The sequence below is a fragment of the Micromonospora sp. DT43 genome (assembly GCF_049841645.1).
Taxonomy (GTDB): domain Bacteria; phylum Actinomycetota; class Actinomycetes; order Mycobacteriales; family Micromonosporaceae; genus Micromonospora.
Window position 1 is genome coordinate 23,354 of record NZ_JBNCKR010000001.1, and the last position, 15,114, is coordinate 38,467.

At 72.7% G+C, this 15,114-nt stretch carries 16 protein-coding genes; 12 read left to right on the forward strand and 4 right to left on the reverse strand.

Going from position 1 to position 15,114, the window contains the following annotated elements; all coding sequences use genetic code 11:
• Positions 1 to 3 precede the first annotated feature (3 nt).
• The 6 genes from ACLQ26_RS00100 to ACLQ26_RS00125 all read left to right on the forward strand — a co-directional run bounded on the left by ACLQ26_RS00100 (position 4) and on the right by ACLQ26_RS00125 (position 6,547).
• The gene (locus ACLQ26_RS00100) at positions 4 to 3,084 is read left to right on the forward strand and encodes an Rne/Rng family ribonuclease (RefSeq protein ID WP_425742507.1); all 3,081 of its coding nucleotides are present in this window, start codon (positions 4 to 6) and stop codon (positions 3,082 to 3,084) included.
• Between the two features lie 116 nt (positions 3,085 to 3,200).
• Positions 3,201 to 3,713 (forward strand): hypothetical protein, encoded by a 513-nt coding sequence (locus ACLQ26_RS00105; protein WP_425742508.1) that lies wholly within the window; start codon positions 3,201 to 3,203, stop codon positions 3,711 to 3,713.
• A gap of 166 nt (positions 3,714 to 3,879) precedes the next feature.
• A complete protein-coding gene (gene rplU, locus ACLQ26_RS00110; protein ID WP_007464063.1) occupies positions 3,880 to 4,194 on the forward strand; it encodes a 50S ribosomal protein L21 in 315 nt (104 codons plus the stop codon).
• Positions 4,195 to 4,205: 11 nt separating this feature from the next.
• Positions 4,206 to 4,460, forward strand: a complete 255-nt coding sequence (gene rpmA, locus ACLQ26_RS00115; protein ID WP_074313740.1) for a 50S ribosomal protein L27 — start codon at positions 4,206 to 4,208, stop codon at positions 4,458 to 4,460.
• Between the two features lie 94 nt (positions 4,461 to 4,554).
• Entirely contained in the window at positions 4,555 to 6,027 is a 1,473-nt protein-coding gene (gene obgE / locus ACLQ26_RS00120; protein ID WP_425742509.1) for a GTPase ObgE, read from the forward strand.
• 70 nt (positions 6,028 to 6,097) lie between these two features.
• Entirely contained in the window at positions 6,098 to 6,547 is a 450-nt protein-coding gene (locus ACLQ26_RS00125) for a GNAT family N-acetyltransferase (protein WP_425742510.1), read from the forward strand.
• A gap of 30 nt (positions 6,548 to 6,577) precedes the next feature.
• On the opposite strand, the gene ACLQ26_RS00130 is transcribed toward ACLQ26_RS00125, so the two are convergent.
• Positions 6,578 to 7,237 carry a DUF6766 family protein gene (locus tag ACLQ26_RS00130; protein WP_358109334.1) on the reverse strand — a complete coding sequence of 220 codons (660 nt, stop codon included), beginning with the start codon at positions 7,235 to 7,237 and terminating at the stop codon, positions 6,578 to 6,580.
• Positions 7,238 to 7,314: 77 nt separating this feature from the next.
• Positions 7,315 to 7,806, reverse strand: a complete 492-nt coding sequence (locus ACLQ26_RS00135; RefSeq protein ID WP_425742511.1) for a DUF4383 domain-containing protein — start codon at positions 7,804 to 7,806, stop codon at positions 7,315 to 7,317.
• Positions 7,807 to 8,037: 231 nt separating this feature from the next.
• On the opposite strand from ACLQ26_RS00135, the gene ACLQ26_RS00140 reads away from it, so the two are divergent.
• The 3 genes from ACLQ26_RS00140 to ACLQ26_RS00150 are packed head-to-tail and all read left to right on the forward strand — an operon-like array spanning position 8,038 to position 10,038.
• Positions 8,038 to 8,892: a hypothetical protein gene (locus ACLQ26_RS00140; RefSeq protein WP_425742512.1), complete on the forward strand. Its 855-nt coding sequence runs from the start codon at positions 8,038 to 8,040 to the stop codon at positions 8,890 to 8,892.
• 31 nt (positions 8,893 to 8,923) lie between these two features.
• Positions 8,924 to 9,391 carry a phage holin family protein gene (locus tag ACLQ26_RS00145; RefSeq protein ID WP_425742513.1) on the forward strand — a complete coding sequence of 156 codons (468 nt, stop codon included), beginning with the start codon at positions 8,924 to 8,926 and terminating at the stop codon, positions 9,389 to 9,391.
• Positions 9,388 to 10,038, forward strand: a complete 651-nt coding sequence (locus tag ACLQ26_RS00150; RefSeq protein ID WP_425742514.1) for a DUF3618 domain-containing protein — start codon at positions 9,388 to 9,390, stop codon at positions 10,036 to 10,038. Before ACLQ26_RS00145 ends, ACLQ26_RS00150 begins: the two co-directional genes overlap by 4 nt.
• Before the next feature lie 91 nt (positions 10,039 to 10,129).
• Here the strand turns inward: ACLQ26_RS00150 and ACLQ26_RS00155 are convergent, their stop codons facing one another.
• Positions 10,130 to 11,149 (reverse strand): glycosyltransferase, encoded by a 1,020-nt coding sequence (locus ACLQ26_RS00155; protein ID WP_425742515.1) that lies wholly within the window; start codon positions 11,147 to 11,149, stop codon positions 10,130 to 10,132.
• A gap of 165 nt (positions 11,150 to 11,314) precedes the next feature.
• Here ACLQ26_RS00155 and ACLQ26_RS00160 point away from each other — a divergent pair, with 165 nt between their 5' ends.
• Both ACLQ26_RS00160 and ACLQ26_RS00165 read left to right on the forward strand, forming a co-directional pair.
• The gene (locus ACLQ26_RS00160) at positions 11,315 to 11,956 is read left to right on the forward strand and encodes a cyclase (RefSeq protein WP_425742516.1); all 642 of its coding nucleotides are present in this window, start codon (positions 11,315 to 11,317) and stop codon (positions 11,954 to 11,956) included.
• Positions 11,953 to 13,122 carry a zinc-dependent alcohol dehydrogenase gene (locus ACLQ26_RS00165; RefSeq protein WP_425742517.1) on the forward strand — a complete coding sequence of 390 codons (1,170 nt, stop codon included), beginning with the start codon at positions 11,953 to 11,955 and terminating at the stop codon, positions 13,120 to 13,122. The genes ACLQ26_RS00160 and ACLQ26_RS00165 overlap by 4 nt, the downstream gene beginning before the upstream one ends.
• Positions 13,123 to 13,172: 50 nt before the next feature.
• Here the strand turns inward: ACLQ26_RS00165 and ACLQ26_RS00170 are convergent, their stop codons facing one another.
• Positions 13,173 to 14,417, reverse strand: a complete 1,245-nt coding sequence (locus tag ACLQ26_RS00170) for a cytochrome P450 (RefSeq protein WP_425742518.1) — start codon at positions 14,415 to 14,417, stop codon at positions 13,173 to 13,175.
• A 217-nt stretch (positions 14,418 to 14,634) separates the two neighbouring features.
• Here ACLQ26_RS00170 and ACLQ26_RS00175 point away from each other — a divergent pair, with 217 nt between their 5' ends.
• The gene (locus ACLQ26_RS00175; protein WP_425742519.1) at positions 14,635 to 15,021 is read left to right on the forward strand and encodes a hypothetical protein; all 387 of its coding nucleotides are present in this window, start codon (positions 14,635 to 14,637) and stop codon (positions 15,019 to 15,021) included.
• Positions 15,022 to 15,114: the final 93 nt, after the last annotated feature.

Consider the following 15,114-nt stretch of genomic DNA (forward strand, 5'->3'; position numbering starts at 1 on the left):
TCCATGCTCGAGAACGAGCCCGAGGGCGGCGAACGGACCGGTTCACAGCCGGCCGGGGACACCGCTGACCAGAGCACCACCACCGACGGCGCCGCAGGCGCGGAGCAGGCGGGCGCGGAGAGCGCCGAGCCGGCCGCACCGCCGCGGCGGGCGCGGGCCACCAGGCGTCGGGCCGCCCCGCTCAACCAGCCGGAGCAGGCCGAGGCGCCCGTCGAGGCGTCCACCGGCGGTGCCGGCGCCGTCGAGTCGCCGCAGGCGGAGGTCTTCGCCCCGATCTCCGGTGACCTGGACGTCGCCCCGAAGACCCCCCGACGCCGGCGCAAGGCGGCCCCCGTCGAGACGACCGCCGAGGAGCCGCTGGTCGCCGCCAGCGCGGAGTTGGCCTCTCCCGAGGTCGTTCCCCCGGTCAAGGTGACCCGCACCCGGCGCAAGAAGGCGACGCCCGCCGTCGAGGAGCCGCCCGCCGTCGCGGAGCCCGCAGCCGTCGAGGAGCCGCCCGCCGCTGCGCCACCGGCTGTCGAGGAGCCCGTCGCCGAGGAGGACGCCGCTGAGACGCCGGCGGAGTCTGACCTGCGTGCCGCGGAAGCCGAGCTGAACGAGGCGCAGACCCTGCCGGGCGGTCCCGTCGCCGAGCAGGCCTTCGGTGCCGCGCAGGAGCGCTCCGGCGATGTCGCGCCCGGTGTGGCAGTGGCGAACGTGGCCGATGAGCCGATCGAGCCGGCCGAGGTCATCGAGGCCGAGCAGCCGCGCACCCGCCGTCGGCGGGCCGCGCTCTCCGCGCCCACCGTGCTGTTCATGGCACCCCAGCCGGACGCCGTGCCGGTGACCCGGCCGGCGGAGCCCGCTCCGGTGGCCGAGGAGCCGGCCGTCGAGGCCGAGCCGTCCCGTCGACGGCGGCGCGGCCGCCGCGACGCCGAGCCGGTCGAGGCCGTCGAGGTCGAGGGCGAGGAGGAGCCGACCGAGGAGGCCGACGAGGCCACCGAGGCGGACGAGGACGACGACGACAGCGCCGCCGCGCGCCGTCGCCGCCGCCGTGGCCGCCGAGGTCGGGGCCGGGGCAAGGGCGGCGCCGACGACGCCGAGGACGACGAGTCCGACGAGGCCGCGCAGGCCGACGAGGAGGAGACCGCCGAGGCCGAGGCCGAGGGCGACGAGGATGAGGAGCCCGAGGGCGGGGACGGGTTGACCCGTCGTCGCCGTCGTCGCCGCCGCCGGGGCGCCGGTGACACCGAGGGCGCCGCCGCCGACGACGGTGTGCCGACCGTGGTCAAGATCCGTGAGCCGCGTCGCACTGTCGACGAGGTCCAGGGCGTGTCCGGTTCGACCCGGCTGGAGGCCAAGCGCCAGCGCCGTCGGGACGGGCGGGAGCAGCGGCGTACGCGGCCGCCGATCCTCAGCGAGTCGGAGTTCCTGGCCCGCCGGGAGGCTGTCGACCGGGTGATGGCGGTCCGGCAGCGCGGTGACCGCACCCAGATCGCCGTCCTGGAGGACGGCGTGCTGGTCGAGCACTACGTCACCCGTAACTCCTCCGGGACGATGGCCGGCAACGTCTACCTGGGCAAGGTGCAGAACGTGCTGCCCAGCATGGAGGCGGCGTTCGTCGACGTCGGCCGGGGCCGCAACGCGGTGCTGTACGCCGGCGAGGTCAACTGGGACACCTCGGGGCTGGAGGGGCGTGCCCGCTCGATCGAGCAGGCGCTGCGCTCCGGCGACTCGGTGCTGGTCCAGGTCACCAAGGACCCGATCGGGCACAAGGGCGCGCGGCTGACCAGCCACATCGCCCTCTCCGGCCGGCACCTGGTCTACGTGCCCAACGGCAACGCGTCGGGGATCAGCCGGAAGCTGCCGGACACCGAGCGCAAGCGGCTGCGTGACGTGCTCAAGAAGCTCGTCCCGGACGGCGCCGGCGTGATCGTCCGTACGGCCGCCGAGGGCGCCAGCGAGGACGAGCTGGCCCGCGACGTCAAGCGGCTCCAGGCGCAGTGGGAGGACATCCAGGCCAAGGCCGCCGAGGGCGGCGCGCCGGTGCTGCTCTACGAGGAGCCCGACCTGGTCATCCGGGTGGTCCGGGACCTGTTCAACGAGGACTTCCGCGAGCTGGTCATCGAGGGCGAGCAGTCGTTCGGCATGGTCGAGTCGTACCTGTCGCACGTCTCTCCGGACCTGGTCGACCGGGTGCGTCGGCACGTCGGCACGAGCGACGTGTTCGCCGAGTACCGGATCGACGAGCAGATCATCAAGGGCCTGGACCGGAAGGTGTTCCTGCCCTCCGGCGGCTCGCTGGTGATCGACAAGACCGAGGCCATGACTGTCGTCGACGTCAACACCGGCAAGTACACCGGCTCCGGCGGCAACCTCGAGGAGACGGTCACCCGCAACAACCTGGAGGCGGCGGAGGAGATCGTCCGCCAGCTCCGGCTGCGCGACATCGGCGGCATCGTGGTGATCGACTTCATCGACATGGTGCTGGAGTCGAACCGGGAGCTGGTGCTGCGTCGGCTGACCGAATGCCTGGGTCGGGACCGCACCAAGCACCAGGTCACCGAGATCACCTCGCTCGGTCTGGTGCAGATGACCCGTAAGCGGATCGGTGCGGGCCTGCTGGAGGCGTTCAGCGAGACCTGCGAGTGCTGCAAGGGTCGGGGCGTCATCATCCACACCGAGCCGGTGCCGGAGAAGCCACGTACCGGTGGGACCGCGGAGAAGGTCAAGGCGGTCGCCTCGTCGGCGCCGGCCGCTCCGGCTGCCCCGGCCGTCGAGAACGGCACCGCGTCCTCCCGCCGCCGGTCGCGCAAGAGCGCTCCGGCCGAGCGCGCGGTGGTCGAGGTCGTCGACACCGACACCAGCGTCGAACCGGACGCCGACTACCAGGACACCATGGGGTACGACCTGTCCCGCTACGAGGCGGAGACCGAGGCGGCGCCTGCGGTGTCCGACAGTCAGCAGGGCGAGTCGGCCCGGCTGGCCGCGGCGGACGACCCGGACGCGCTCGCCGACGGTGACACCGACGAGGAGGCTGCTGAGGGCGGTGCGGGGCGTCGCCGCTCCCGTCGCGGTGGCACCCGGCGGCGGACCCGCCCCTGACGCCTGACCGACCGGTGTTTGACGAGGTCCCTTTCCCGGCAATGTGACGGGGGAGGGACCTCGCCGTTCCGGTCGCCCCAGGCCGGGAGTGGTCGGCCCCCGGTCAGGAGAAGAAGATGCGTCGCCTGCTTGCCGTCAATCTGCTGGTCGCCGTGCTCGCGATGGGCGCCGGCTGCTCCGCCGACCGGTCGGGCGGTGCGGGTCCGGCCGGTCCGACAGCCGGGGGTTCCGGGTCGGCCGCCGGGTCCGGGGGTGCTCCCGGCGGTTCGATGGGTGCGCCGGTGGGTGGTGGCGTCGCGGGCGGAAACGCGCAGGTCTGCGCCGAGGCGCAGCGGGCCGGCGCCGCCGCCGTCCGGGAGTACGTGGCGGAGCTGGGCCGGATGGTCGCGGCGGTGGGCGCGGGGGACACCGCCACCGCCGATGCGGCCCGCACGAGGGCGCAGACGGCGCTGGCCGGCTGGCGGGCCGCACTGCGGGAGCAGTCGGCACGGTCCACCGATCCGCAGCTCAAAACACTGCTCAGTGACATCGGTACGGAGGTCGCCGCGCTCGGCGCCGACGTCGAGTCGATCGACGAGACCGAGCTGGACCGGCTCCAGCAGCGCCTCGACCAGCTCTGCGCGCGCTGAGCAGGGCGGGCCGGTTTGGGGTCCGGGCCGGCGATGGCGTACTCTTGCCTGCGGCCCACCTTTGGTGTGCCGAGTTCCCGTGTGCCCGCGCCGCCGTGCACTGCTACCCGGCGAGCCGCCACGGGGACGACCGCCAGCAGCCTCAACGACAGGGAGTCCGCCTCCGATGTACGCGATCGTCAAGACCGGCGGCAAGCAGTACAAGGTCGCCGAGGGCGACGTGATCGAGGTCGAGAAGCTCACCGGTGCCCCCGGTGACGCGGTGAAGCTCACCGCGGTGCTCCTCGTCGACGGTGACGACCTGGTGACCGACGCGGCGAAGCTTGCCGAGGTCGCGGTGTCCGGCGAAATCGCCGCGCACACCAAGGGCCCGAAGATCCGGATCCACAAGTTCAAGAACAAGACCGGCTACCACAAGCGCCAGGGTCACCGCCAGCCGTTGACCCAGGTCAAGGTGACCGGCATCTCCAGCGGGAAGTAGGTCGTCCTCCAATGGCTCACAAAAAGGGTGCGTCCAGCTCGCGTAACGGTCGTGACTCCGCGGCCCAGCGACTCGGCGTGAAGCGCTTCGGTGGTCAGGTCGTCAGCGCCGGTGAGATCCTCATCCGGCAGCGTGGCACCAAGTTCCACCCCGGTGACCTGGTCGGCCGTGGCGGCGACGACACGCTGTTCGCGCTGTCGGCCGGTGCGGTTCTGTTCGGCACCAAGCGCGGTCGCAAGACCGTCAGCATCGTTCCGCAGCAGTAGTTCTCGAGCCAAGCGGGCCGCGGACCTACGGGTCCCGGCCCGTTTGGCTTTTTTTCGAAGTGCGGGGTTGGACCTCGCTGGAAGGATTGACGCCGTGGCGACGTTCGTTGACCGGGTCGTTCTGCACCTGCAGGCCGGCGATGGTGGGCACGGTTGTGTCTCGATCCACCGCGAGAAGTTCAAGCCCTTCGGCGGGCCGGACGGCGGCAACGGCGGGCACGGCGGCAGCGTGTCGCTGGTCGTCGACCCGCAGGTGACCACGCTGCTCGACTTCCACTTCCACCCGCACGTGAAGGCCGACAACGGCAAGGGCGGCGCCGGGTCGAACCGGGACGGGGCCAACGGCCACAACCTGGTGCTGAAGGTGCCCAACGGCACGGTGGTGCAGACCACCGACGGCACCGTGCTCGCCGACATGGTCGGTGCCGGCACCACCTTCGAGGTGGCGAGGGGCGGGCGCGGCGGTCGGGGCAACGCCTCGCTGGCCAACGCCAAGCGCAAGGCGCCGGGCTTCGCCGAGCTGGGCGAGCCCGGCGATCAGCTGGACATCGTGCTGGAGCTGAAGAGCGTCGCCGACGTGGGCCTGGTGGGTTTCCCGTCGGCCGGTAAGTCGTCGCTGATCTCGGTGATCTCCGCCGCGAAGCCGAAGATCGCCGACTACCCGTTCACCACCCTCGTGCCCAACCTCGGCGTGGTCCGGATGGACAACCACACCTTCACCGTCGCCGACGTTCCGGGCCTGATCCCGGGCGCGGCCAACGGCAAGGGCCTGGGTCTGGAGTTCCTGCGGCACATCGAGCGCTGCGCCGTGCTGGTGCACGTCATCGACTCGGCGACCCTGGAGCCCGGCCGTGACCCGGTCGCCGACATCGACGCCATCGAGGCCGAGCTGAGCCAGTACGGCGGGTTGACCGACCGCCCCCGGCTGGTGGCCGTGAACAAGGTCGACGTGCCCGACGGCCGGGACCTCGCCGAGATCGTGCGCCCGGACCTGGAGGAGCGCGGCTACCGCGTGTTCGAGGTCTCCGCGGCCACCCGCGAGGGGCTCAAGGAGCTGACGTACGCGATGGCCGAGCTTGTCGACGCGGAGCGCAAGGCCGCCCCGCCGGCCGAGCCGACGCGGATCGTGATCCGGCCGATGGCCGTGGACGACGACGGCTTCACCATCACGGCCGAGGCCGACGGTTCGTTCACCGTGCGCGGCGTACGCCCGGAGCGGTGGGTCAAGCAGACGAACTTCGACAACGACGAGGCCGTCGGCTACCTCGCCGACCGGCTGGCCCGGCTCGGCGTGGAGGACAAGCTCGCCAAGGCGGGCGCGCAGCCCGGTGACCTGGTCCGGATCGGTGAGCGCGAGTTCGACTGGCAGCCGACGCTGTACGCGGGTGTGGAGTTCGTGCCCGGCAACCGGGGCACCGACGTCCGCCTGGAGGAGAAGTCGAACCGGGCCTCGGCGGCGGACCGGCTCGCCGCGCGCAAGGCCCGCCGGGTGCGCTCGGCGGACGAGGTGGGCGCGGACGCGTCCGACGACGACGTCGACGACATCGACGAGGACGACGCCGAGTAGCCCGTTGCTCTCCGTGATCGGGACGACTTCCGGCAACCTTCGCGAAATCCACCGCGCCTAGCGTGGGGTGATGCTGATCGAGTCGCGGCCCGCCACCGATCCCGAGATCGCCGCCCTGCTCGTCGCCCAGCAGCGTGAGCTGCGCGAGGCCGACGGTGGGGTGGACGGGCAGGTCTTCGTTCCGCACGACGACGTCCGCTACCTCGCGGTGGTGGTGAACGGTCGGGCGGTCGCCTGCGGTGGGCTCCAGGCCCTCGACGCCGCCACCGGCGAGATCAAGCGGATGTACGTCCGGCCGGCGTACCGGGGGCGGGGCGTCGCCCGTCAACTGGTCGCCGCGCTCGAGGAGTGCGCCTTCCGGCAGGGGCACACGGTGGTCTGCCTGGAGACCGGCACGTACCTCCCGGCGGCCATCGGGTTGTACACCTCGTGCGGCTACGAACCGATCCCGGTGTACGGCGAGTACGTCGGCAACCCGTACAGCGTCTGTTTCGCCAAGCGGCTCCCGGTCGCGGCCTGACCGCGGCGGTCGGCCCGACGGCGGCGGTGGTCAGGCGCCGGTCTCGGCGTGCGCCACAGTGACCGGCTTCGACTCCGGCGAGGCGTGCTGACGTAGCACGATGCTCAGCAGGATCAGGGCGCCGACCGCCAGAAACTCGCTCTGCCAGTTCTGCATCGACTGGAACCAGAAGTCGCTGGTGCCGAGGAAGTCCCACACGCCGATCGGCGGCGCACCGCTCTGCAACGCCTGCTCCTGGTTGTAGGCGGCGGTGCCGCCGAGCAGGTGTCCGACGAACGAGCCGGCGAAGATCAGCAGCAGCGCGAGGGAGAGGCTGTTGCGGTAGACCACCAGCGGAAGGCCACCGGCGCGTACCGGCCACGGTGACTGGGCGGTCGCGCGGCGCTCGTCGTCCTCCGGCCGGTCGGTCTGGTCCACCGGCTTCGACTCGGCCGAGCCCCGCTGCACCAGGTACGCGGTGAGCAGCACGTATCCGCCCATCTGGAGGAACTCCGACTCCCAGTTCTCGAAGACCGCCTCGGCGAAGTGCCCGCTGGTCAGGTACGCCGGCCAGCTGAGCGGGGCGGCGCCGAACTCGGTCAGCTCCTCGTTGTGGGTCTGCCAGCCGAAGACGCTCTGCAACGCCAGGAAGACAAGGAAAGCGCCAAGCATGGCGGCAGCCAGCGCGTTGTCGCGTATCCAGCGAGGCATCATCGACCCCCTTTCACGGATCCTCGGCTGGTCACCTACCCACGCCACGGACACCGCCAAACCAGTGAATTAGCAGCTCAGGGCCTGTCGATCGGGGTGTCCAGGCGTCCGCCGGTGCCCGCCTGGTTGGACAGCAGCAGCCCGAGCGCGAGCATGCCGAAGCCGAGCGCGAGGTGCAGCCAGTTGTCGGCGGAGTTGACCGGCAGGATGTTCGCGCCGCTGTCCTCGTCGACCGCCTCGATCGCCAGGCCGTACAGCCAGAGGGCCAGGTAGATCGCCCCACCGCCGGCCAGGAAGAGCCGGGCGCCGGCGACGCTGCGGGCCAGCACCAGGCCCACCAGGCCGAACAGCAGGTGCACGGCGTTGTGCAGGATCGACACCTGGAACAGCCCGAGCAGTTTGGCGTCCGAGTGGTGCCCGGCGAAGGTCAGCTCGCCGTAGTCGGTGGTGATGCCGGGGATGTAGCCGAGGACGCCGATCAGCAGGAAGATCCCGGCCACGACCAGTGCGACCACCTGCACCCGGGGCCGGGGCGCGGCGGGTCGGCCACCTCGCGCGTCTCGTGCCATCCCTGCCCCCTCCGGTGGATCTGCCGGTCCCACGAACCTCGCTGTCCGCGGCGGCGACGTGACGCAGCCCGACGATCCTCCATTTTGAAGTCGATCCCGCCGCCTCCGCAGAGAAATGCACGAAGAGGTATGGAAGCCGAAACGCAGGGTAGGTGAGTTGTCAGCGGCCACGGCGTCACGGCCGCATCCCCCCAGCACAACCGCGACGACTTTCTGAGCGGAAGGGAAATCATGACTTACGATCTGTCACCCACGACTTCCACGTACGGGCACGAGTCCACCAACGGCGGCGGCGTCCGCGAGCAGGCCCGCCACGTCGGGTCCGAGGCGGCGCACGCCGGTGGCGCGGTCGCCCAGACCGCCAAGGAGCAGGGCACCGAGGTCGGCCGCGAGGCCGCCCGGCAGGCCCGCAACCTCTACGGCGAGGCCCGCAGCCAGCTCGCCAGCCAGACCGGTGAGCAGCAGCGCCGGGCTGCCGGTGGACTGCGGTCGATCGCCGACGAGATGCGCACAATGGCCGAGCAGGGTGGCCAGGCCGGGCCGGTGAGCGAGCTGGCCCGCCAGGCCGCCGACCGGGTGCACGGTGTGGCCGGCTGGCTGGAGGAGCGCGAGCCCGGCGACCTGATCAACGAGGTACGCGACTACGCGCGGCGCAACCCGGGGACGTTCCTGGTCGGCGCGGCGGTGCTCGGCGTGCTGGCCGGGCGTCTGACCCGCAGCATCTCCGACTCCGGTGACCACTCCGGCAACGGCTCCGCGGGCTACCGCGGCGCCGGGGCGTACGACCCGGAGCAGACCGCGGTGATCCCCACGCCGCCGCCGGCGCCCCGGACGGCCCCCGACGCCACCCCGCCGGGCGGCTACCTCGACCCGACCCCCGGGACGTACACCGAGCCGACCTCCGGCGGCTACGTCGACCCGACGCCGAGCGGCTACAGCGACCCGACGCCGGGCGGCTACAGCGACCCGACGCCGGGCGGTGCGGGTGGCTACACCGAGCCGGCCAGCACCGGCCAGCCGCTGCCGCCGGTGACCCAGACCGACCCGCTGCCGGGCGTGCCGTCCAGCGGCAGCCCCCGCCCGTGAGGCGCCGAGTCATCCGAAGGGAGGCGGCGGCATGAGCATGCCGACGCAGGGGTCCGGCCTGGACTCCGGTTACCACCCCGACGCGGGCGCCCCGCACACCGCGGCGGACGTGAAGGGCAGCTCGCTCGGTGACCTGATGCGCCAGGTCACCACCGACCTGTCGACGCTGATGCGCCAGGAGGTCGAGCTGGCCAAGGCCGAGATCCGCCAGGAGGGCAAGAAGGCCGGCAAGGCCGCGGGCCTCTTCGGCGGCGCCGGCTTCGGCGGCTACATGGTGGCGTTGTTCGTCTCCATCGCCATCTGGCAGTTCCTGGACAACGTCATGGACTCCGGCCTGGCCGCGCTGATCGTGGCCGTCATCTGGGCCGTGGTCGCCGCGGTCCTCTACTCGATGGCCAAGAAGAACGCCCAGCACGTACGCGGGCTGAAGCAGACCAACGACAGCGTGCAGCGGATCCCCGACGCGCTCAAGCCCCACCCGGAGGGAGTCACCCGATGAGCACCGATCCCGACCAGATCCGCCGGGAGATCGAAGCCACCCGCAACAGCCTCAGCTCCGATGTGGACGCCCTGGCCTACAAGGTCAGCCCGAGCCGCATCGTCGACGACCGCAAGCAGCGGGCCCGTTCCGCGCTGCAGAATGTGAGGGACAAGGTCATGGGAACCGCTTCCGACCTCGGCCACGGCACCGGCCACGCCGCCCACTCGGTGGGTGACCGCGCCTCGTCGGCGGCTTCCAGCGTCAGCGACGCCGCCCACTCGGCGGCCTCCTCGGTCGGCGACGCCGCCCACAGCGCGCCCCGGGTGATCCGGCAGAAGTCGCAGGGCAACCCGCTGGCCGCCGGCCTGATCGCCTTCGGGGTCGGCTGGCTGGCCTCCTCGCTGATCCCGGCCTCGCGGCGGGAGCAGCAGGCCGCCGCGCAGGTCAAGGACAAGGTCGGCGAGCACAGCGGCGTCGTGAAGGAGAAGCTGGGCGAGGTGGCCAGCGAGCTCAAGGACGAGCTGCGCGGGCCGGCCCAGCACGCCGCCGAGTCGGTGAAGTCCACGGCTCAGGACGCCGTGCACGCGGTCAAGGACGACGGCCGCTCGGCCGCCCAGGACGTCAAGGACCAGGCCCAGCAGGCCCGCCAGCAGGTCAGTTCCTGAGCCCACCCGCATCGCCGACAGCTCGCGGTCACTCCGGTGGCCGCGAGCTGTCGCACGTCCACCCCAGCAGGGTCGCGTTGCGGACGCCTGCTCAGCGCCCGCTTCGGCCCGGTCGACGAGCGGCCTGACGGATACGGGAGTTGCCGTAGCGGACTCCGCCGCACACGAGGCGCTGGGCGACCGCCAGCCAGCTGCAGATGCCACGTTCGAGCAGCCAGAGTGGGGCAGCCAGCGAGGTGCTCGGTGGGTAGACGATCCCGCCGTCCGCGCGGCGGCGACCCACCTCGGCCACGGCGACGACAGCGGCCGCCGTACCGAGCAGCAGCCGGGGCCGGCGGGACGCGACAGCCGCGGCCAGCGCCGGCAGGACCGCGAGCGCGGTCAGCAGGCGGGCCGGCTGGGCCAGATCGTCGTACGCCTGGCGGACCCGTTGGCCACGGAAGTGCGCCGCGTCCGGCGGCAGCCGGCGTACGTACAGCCAGGGCGGCGCGACCTCCGCCCCGCCGTACGCGCGCACGGTGCGGATCAGCTCCAGGTTCTCGAAGAGCACATCCGAGGCGTACCCGCCCATGGCGAGGAACGTGCTGCGGCGTACCGCGAGGGTGCCTGGGTAGTCGTCTCCGATCGCCCGGTTGAGCAGCGTCCGCCCGGTGTCCCACCAGGCGTGCCAGGGCAGCGGGTCGAAGTAGTTCTGCGGTCGGACCAGGTCGACCCGGCCCAGCAGCCGGTGCGCGGCGCGCAGCCCGGCCTCGTCGTACCGGACATCGTCGTCGGCGATGACCACGTGTTCGTGGTGGGCCGTGTCGAGGCCTGTGTGCACCCCGACCACCTTGCCGTTGAGCCCCCGCCCGGCGGGGTCGGGCGGGAGGTGCCGGACCAGCCCTCGCCACGCCGCCGCGTGCCGGGCGAAGAGCTCCGGCGGTGACCCGTCGACGACGAGCACCTCGACGAGGCCGCTCAGCCAGCGCAGGTAGCCGGTCAGCTCGTCCAGACCGGCGTCGGTGTGCCAGCGCAGCGGCAGCACGTACGTCATCGGCAGGGTGGTCGGCGGGGCGCCGGTGTGGTCGTGCCCGGCTCGCCGGGCGGCGTCACCGGTGGCCTTCGAGGGCATCGGCGCCTCCTGGGCAGGCGGTCCGCGGCCGACGGTGGGCGGGCCGCCCGCTGCACCTGCCCGCTCTGCCGCGATCCAAACCGGGATGTCGTTTCGGCCGCCGGACCGGGGGTAGCGGTGCCGATACGACAGTCCATCCCCGCACGACGGGTGAAGGAGACGAACATGACCAACAACGGAACGAGGTGGGCGCTGCTCGGTGTCGGCGCGGCGGCAGCGGTCGGCGTCGGACGGGTGGTCGCCCGCCGTCGCCGTCGACACCAGCCCGACCGGCAGGACGGCGGCTGGTACGTGGTGCGCCGCGCGGTGACAGTGGACCGGCCCCGGGACGCGGTGATCGGTTTCTGGACCGACCGCGAGCGGCTGGACCGCGCCCTCGGCGAGTGGGCGACCCTGGACCAGCTCGACGAGCGTCGCTGGCACTGTGTGGCACGTGACCCCTCCGGCGGTGGCACCGAGTGGCGGGCGGAGATCACCGTCGACGAGCCGGGTGCGCTGCGCTGGCGGGTCGAGGAGACGTCGACGCCGCAGGAGGGGCGGATCGAGTTGACCGACGCCCCGCAGGGCCGGGGCACCGAGATCCGCGCCGAGCTGCGTTACCGCTCGGGGCCCGTGCGCCGGCTGTTCGGGCTTGTCGGCGGCGACGAGCCGGACCTGGCGTTGCGGGACACGCTGCGCCGGGTGAAGGCGCTCGTCGAGTGCGGCCAGGTGATCGACACCCGGCGTGACCCGTCCGGCCGGAGTCCGGCCCAGGAGCGGGCGACCGACCGGATGCGGGAGAAGCTGATGACGGGAGGCCGGGCGTGAGGGCGCTCTGTTGGGAAGGCGTCGGGAAGCTGGCCGTCCGGGACGTGCCGGACCCGAAGATCCGCGCGGAGGGAGACCTCATCGTGCGGGTACGGGCCAGCAGCGTCTGCGGTTCGGACCTGCACCTGATCAACGGGTACCTCCCGGCGATGCGGGAGGGGGACATCCTCGGCCACGAGTTCATGGGCGAGGTGGTGGAGGTCGGGCCGGGCGTACGGCAGCACCGGGTCGGCGACCGGGTGGTGGTCGGTTCGGTGGTCGCCTGCGGTGGCTGCTGGTACTGCCGGACCGAGCAGTACTCGCTCTGTGACAACTCCAACCCCCAGCCGGTGTTCACGGAGAAGCTGTGGGGGCACTCGCCGGCCGGCATCCTGGGCTACTCGCACGCCGCGGGTGGCTATGCCGGCTCGCACGCCGAGTACATCCGGGTGCCGTTCGGCGACGTCGGCGCGTTCGGCGTACCCGAGGGGGTGCCCGACGACTCGGTGGTGTTCGCCTCCGACGCGATGCCCACCGGATGGATGGCGGCGGACTTCTGCGGGCTCACCGGCGGGGAGGTGGTGGCCGTGTGGGGCGCTGGCGGCGTTGGCCAGATGGCGGCCCGCTCGGCGCAACTCCTCGGCGCCGAGCGGGTCATCATGATCGACCGGTTCCCGGACCGGCTGGCCACGGCCGCGGAGCGGGTCGGCGTCGAGACGATCAACTACGCCGACACCGACGTCCTGGAGGCGCTGCGCGAGCTGACCGGCGGACGCGGGCCGGACGCCTGCATCGAGGCGGTCGGGATGGAGTCGCACGACGTCGGGCCGACCTACGCGTACGACCGGGTGAAGCAGTCCGCGCGGTTGCAGACCGACCGGCCCACCTCGGTCCGGCAGGCGATCATGGCCTGTCGCAAGGGCGGCACGGTGAGCATCGTCGGCGTGTACGCCGGACTGATCGACAAGTTCCCGCTCGGCGCGGCCATGAACAAGGCCCTGGTGCTGCGGATGGGGCAGATGCACGCGCAGCGCTACATCCCCATGCTGCTCGACCGGCTGGCCGCTGGTGAGATCGACCCCGGCTACCTGGCCACCCACCCGATCCCCCTGGAACAGGGTGCCCGGGGCTACGAGCTGTTCGAGAAGAAGCAGGACGGCTGTCTGCGCAGCGTCCTGCACCCCTGACCCGTCGCGCACCCCGTCCCGTCGGCGCCTCCGACACCGGCGGGACGGGGTCAGGCGCGGCGGATGTTGGTGAGGGTCAGCCCGCCGGGCGGCAGCGCGGGCATCCGCCGCAGGTCCAGGGTCAGGTCCTGCGGCGGAACGTCGTAGCGCATGCCGCCGGTCAGGTTGGTGACCGCCCGCTTCATCAGGTCGACGGTGATCCACTCGCCCGCGCAGCGGTGCCCGGTGGTGTGGTCGCCGCCGCCCTGCGGCACCAGCTCGAACGGGTCGACGTGGCGGCCGGCGAACCGCTCGGGGCGGAACAGCTCCGGCTCGGGCCAGAGCGTCGGGTGGTGGTTGGTGCCGTACAGGTCGAGCAGCACCCGCCGTCCGCGCGGGAAGTGGTGGCCCTCCCAGTCGAACGAGCGCCGGACCCGGGCGGCGGCCATCGGGAAGAACGGGTAGTAGCGACGTACCTCCTGGACGAACTGCTCGGTGGCCTCGTCGTCGCCGTGGACCCGCTGTCGCCAGCCGGGGTGGTCGCGCAGGGCGAGCGCGGCGAAGACGATGTACCGGTCCACGGCGACCACCGGGCGCAGCAGGTTGAGCAGTTCGACGGCGGCGATCCGGCGGGGGAGCAGCGCCCCGCGCGCGTCGCGGTGCTCGGACACGATCTCCAGCGGGCTGCCGGCCGGCGCCGGGTGGATGCCGGTCCGGGCGCGTTCGACGAGGTTGCCGATCCAGCGCTCGGCGCGACGGCGGGCGAAGAGGCCCCGCCAGTGCCGCGGGCCGACGACCGCCGGACCTTCGATCATGGCGTGCAGGTCGACGGCGCGGCGGTCGACCTGCGACTCGGCCAGCGGCACCCCGGCCCAGGCGCAGACCACCCGGGTCAGCAGCCGGCCCAGCTCGTCGTAGAGCGGCACCGACCCGGCCGCCTCCCAGGCGGGGATCCGCGCCCGCCACTCGTCGTCGAAGAGCTGTCCGAGGCGCTTGATGGCCGCCGGCGTCATGATCGACATGAACATGGCCTTGCGGCGGAGGTGCTCCGAACCGTCCAGCCCCTGCACACCACCGCGGCCGGTGAGCGTCCGCTGGACCCGCAGGGGCATGGCGCTGTCCCGTTGGAAGCGCTCGTTGTCGTAGAAGAGCATCGCCGCCGGTCGGCCCCGCAGGCAGATCGTGGGCGCGAGCAGGATCCGGGTCTGGAAGACGTCGCTGCCGTACCTGTCGCACCGCTCACCGATGAACCGGTAGCCGGCGCGGCGCAGCGCGAGGGTGCTGTCCGGCGCGCGGTCGGCCGGCATGGTCGCCATCGGGCCTCCTCGGGTGCGGGTCGTGGCCGGCGTCGTCGTCCCGCTGCATCTACCCGTGTTGCCGCCGCTGAATCCCCGCGCCGACGGCGCGTCGGCTGGCCCCTCCCACGGGCGGCGGAACCTGGTTGGCTGACTGGTGGGGCCGCCGTGAGCCGGCATCACCGGTCGGCGGTGCGGCCCCCGGTGGGCCGACGGCCACGACCACGGGGAGGGCGAAATGCACGACAACAGGTCGCCGCACTGGCGGCAACGGCGGGCGGTCGGCGCGACGGGCGCGGATCGTGCCCGGCCACTGATCGGCCCGCCCGGTCGGCCGCTGCGGCCGCGCCGGTTCTTCACCGTGCACCTGGGCTTCACCGCGCCGGGCGCGGCCGACGCCCGCGAGCAGGCAGTGGCGTACGCCGAGGCCCTGGGCCTGCTCCGCCCGGAGGTGGCCCTCGGTGCGGCGGCCCTGTCGCCGGCCGACGCCTGGCACCGGGCCGAGCGACTGTTCTGTGGTGCCCTCGGGCCGGACGGGGAGCGTTGCGTCGATGTCGCCGAGCATCCGGGCTTCCACCACGCGCCGGGGCCCGGTGGTCTCGGCTGGGGCGACGGGGATGCCTGACCTGGCGTCCCCGGCCGCCGGCGAGACCTACCACACCCCCAGACACGGAGACACATCTCCGAGCCCACGAGACCAAACCAGCGCGCGCGGATG

Excerpts from the sequence above, each read along its gene's own strand:
- ACLQ26_RS00150 (WP_425742514.1), top strand. The coding sequence starts at position 9,388 with ATGAGCACCGATCCCGACCAGATCCGCCGGGAGATCGAAGCCACCCGC.
- rplU (WP_007464063.1), top strand. The coding sequence starts at position 3,880 with ATGTACGCGATCGTCAAGACCGGCGGCAAGCAGTACAAGGTCGCCGAG.
- ACLQ26_RS00160 (WP_425742516.1), top strand. The coding sequence starts at position 11,315 with ATGACCAACAACGGAACGAGGTGGGCGCTGCTCGGTGTCGGCGCGGCG.
- ACLQ26_RS00130 (WP_358109334.1), bottom strand. The coding sequence starts at position 7,237 with ATGCCTCGCTGGATACGCGACAACGCGCTGGCTGCCGCCATGCTTGGC.
- ACLQ26_RS00140 (WP_425742512.1), top strand. The coding sequence starts at position 8,038 with ATGACTTACGATCTGTCACCCACGACTTCCACGTACGGGCACGAGTCC.
- ACLQ26_RS00135 (WP_425742511.1), bottom strand. The coding sequence starts at position 7,806 with ATGGCACGAGACGCGCGAGGTGGCCGACCCGCCGCGCCCCGGCCCCGG.
- ACLQ26_RS00100 (WP_425742507.1), top strand. The coding sequence starts at position 4 with ATGCTCGAGAACGAGCCCGAGGGCGGCGAACGGACCGGTTCACAGCCG.
- ACLQ26_RS00145 (WP_425742513.1), top strand. The coding sequence starts at position 8,924 with ATGAGCATGCCGACGCAGGGGTCCGGCCTGGACTCCGGTTACCACCCC.
- ACLQ26_RS00125 (WP_425742510.1), top strand. The coding sequence starts at position 6,098 with ATGCTGATCGAGTCGCGGCCCGCCACCGATCCCGAGATCGCCGCCCTG.
- ACLQ26_RS00170 (WP_425742518.1), bottom strand. The coding sequence starts at position 14,417 with ATGGCGACCATGCCGGCCGACCGCGCGCCGGACAGCACCCTCGCGCTG.
- ACLQ26_RS00175 (WP_425742519.1), top strand. The coding sequence starts at position 14,635 with ATGCACGACAACAGGTCGCCGCACTGGCGGCAACGGCGGGCGGTCGGC.
- rpmA (WP_074313740.1), top strand. The coding sequence starts at position 4,206 with ATGGCTCACAAAAAGGGTGCGTCCAGCTCGCGTAACGGTCGTGACTCC.
- ACLQ26_RS00155 (WP_425742515.1), bottom strand. The coding sequence starts at position 11,149 with ATGCCCTCGAAGGCCACCGGTGACGCCGCCCGGCGAGCCGGGCACGAC.
- ACLQ26_RS00105 (WP_425742508.1), top strand. The coding sequence starts at position 3,201 with ATGCGTCGCCTGCTTGCCGTCAATCTGCTGGTCGCCGTGCTCGCGATG.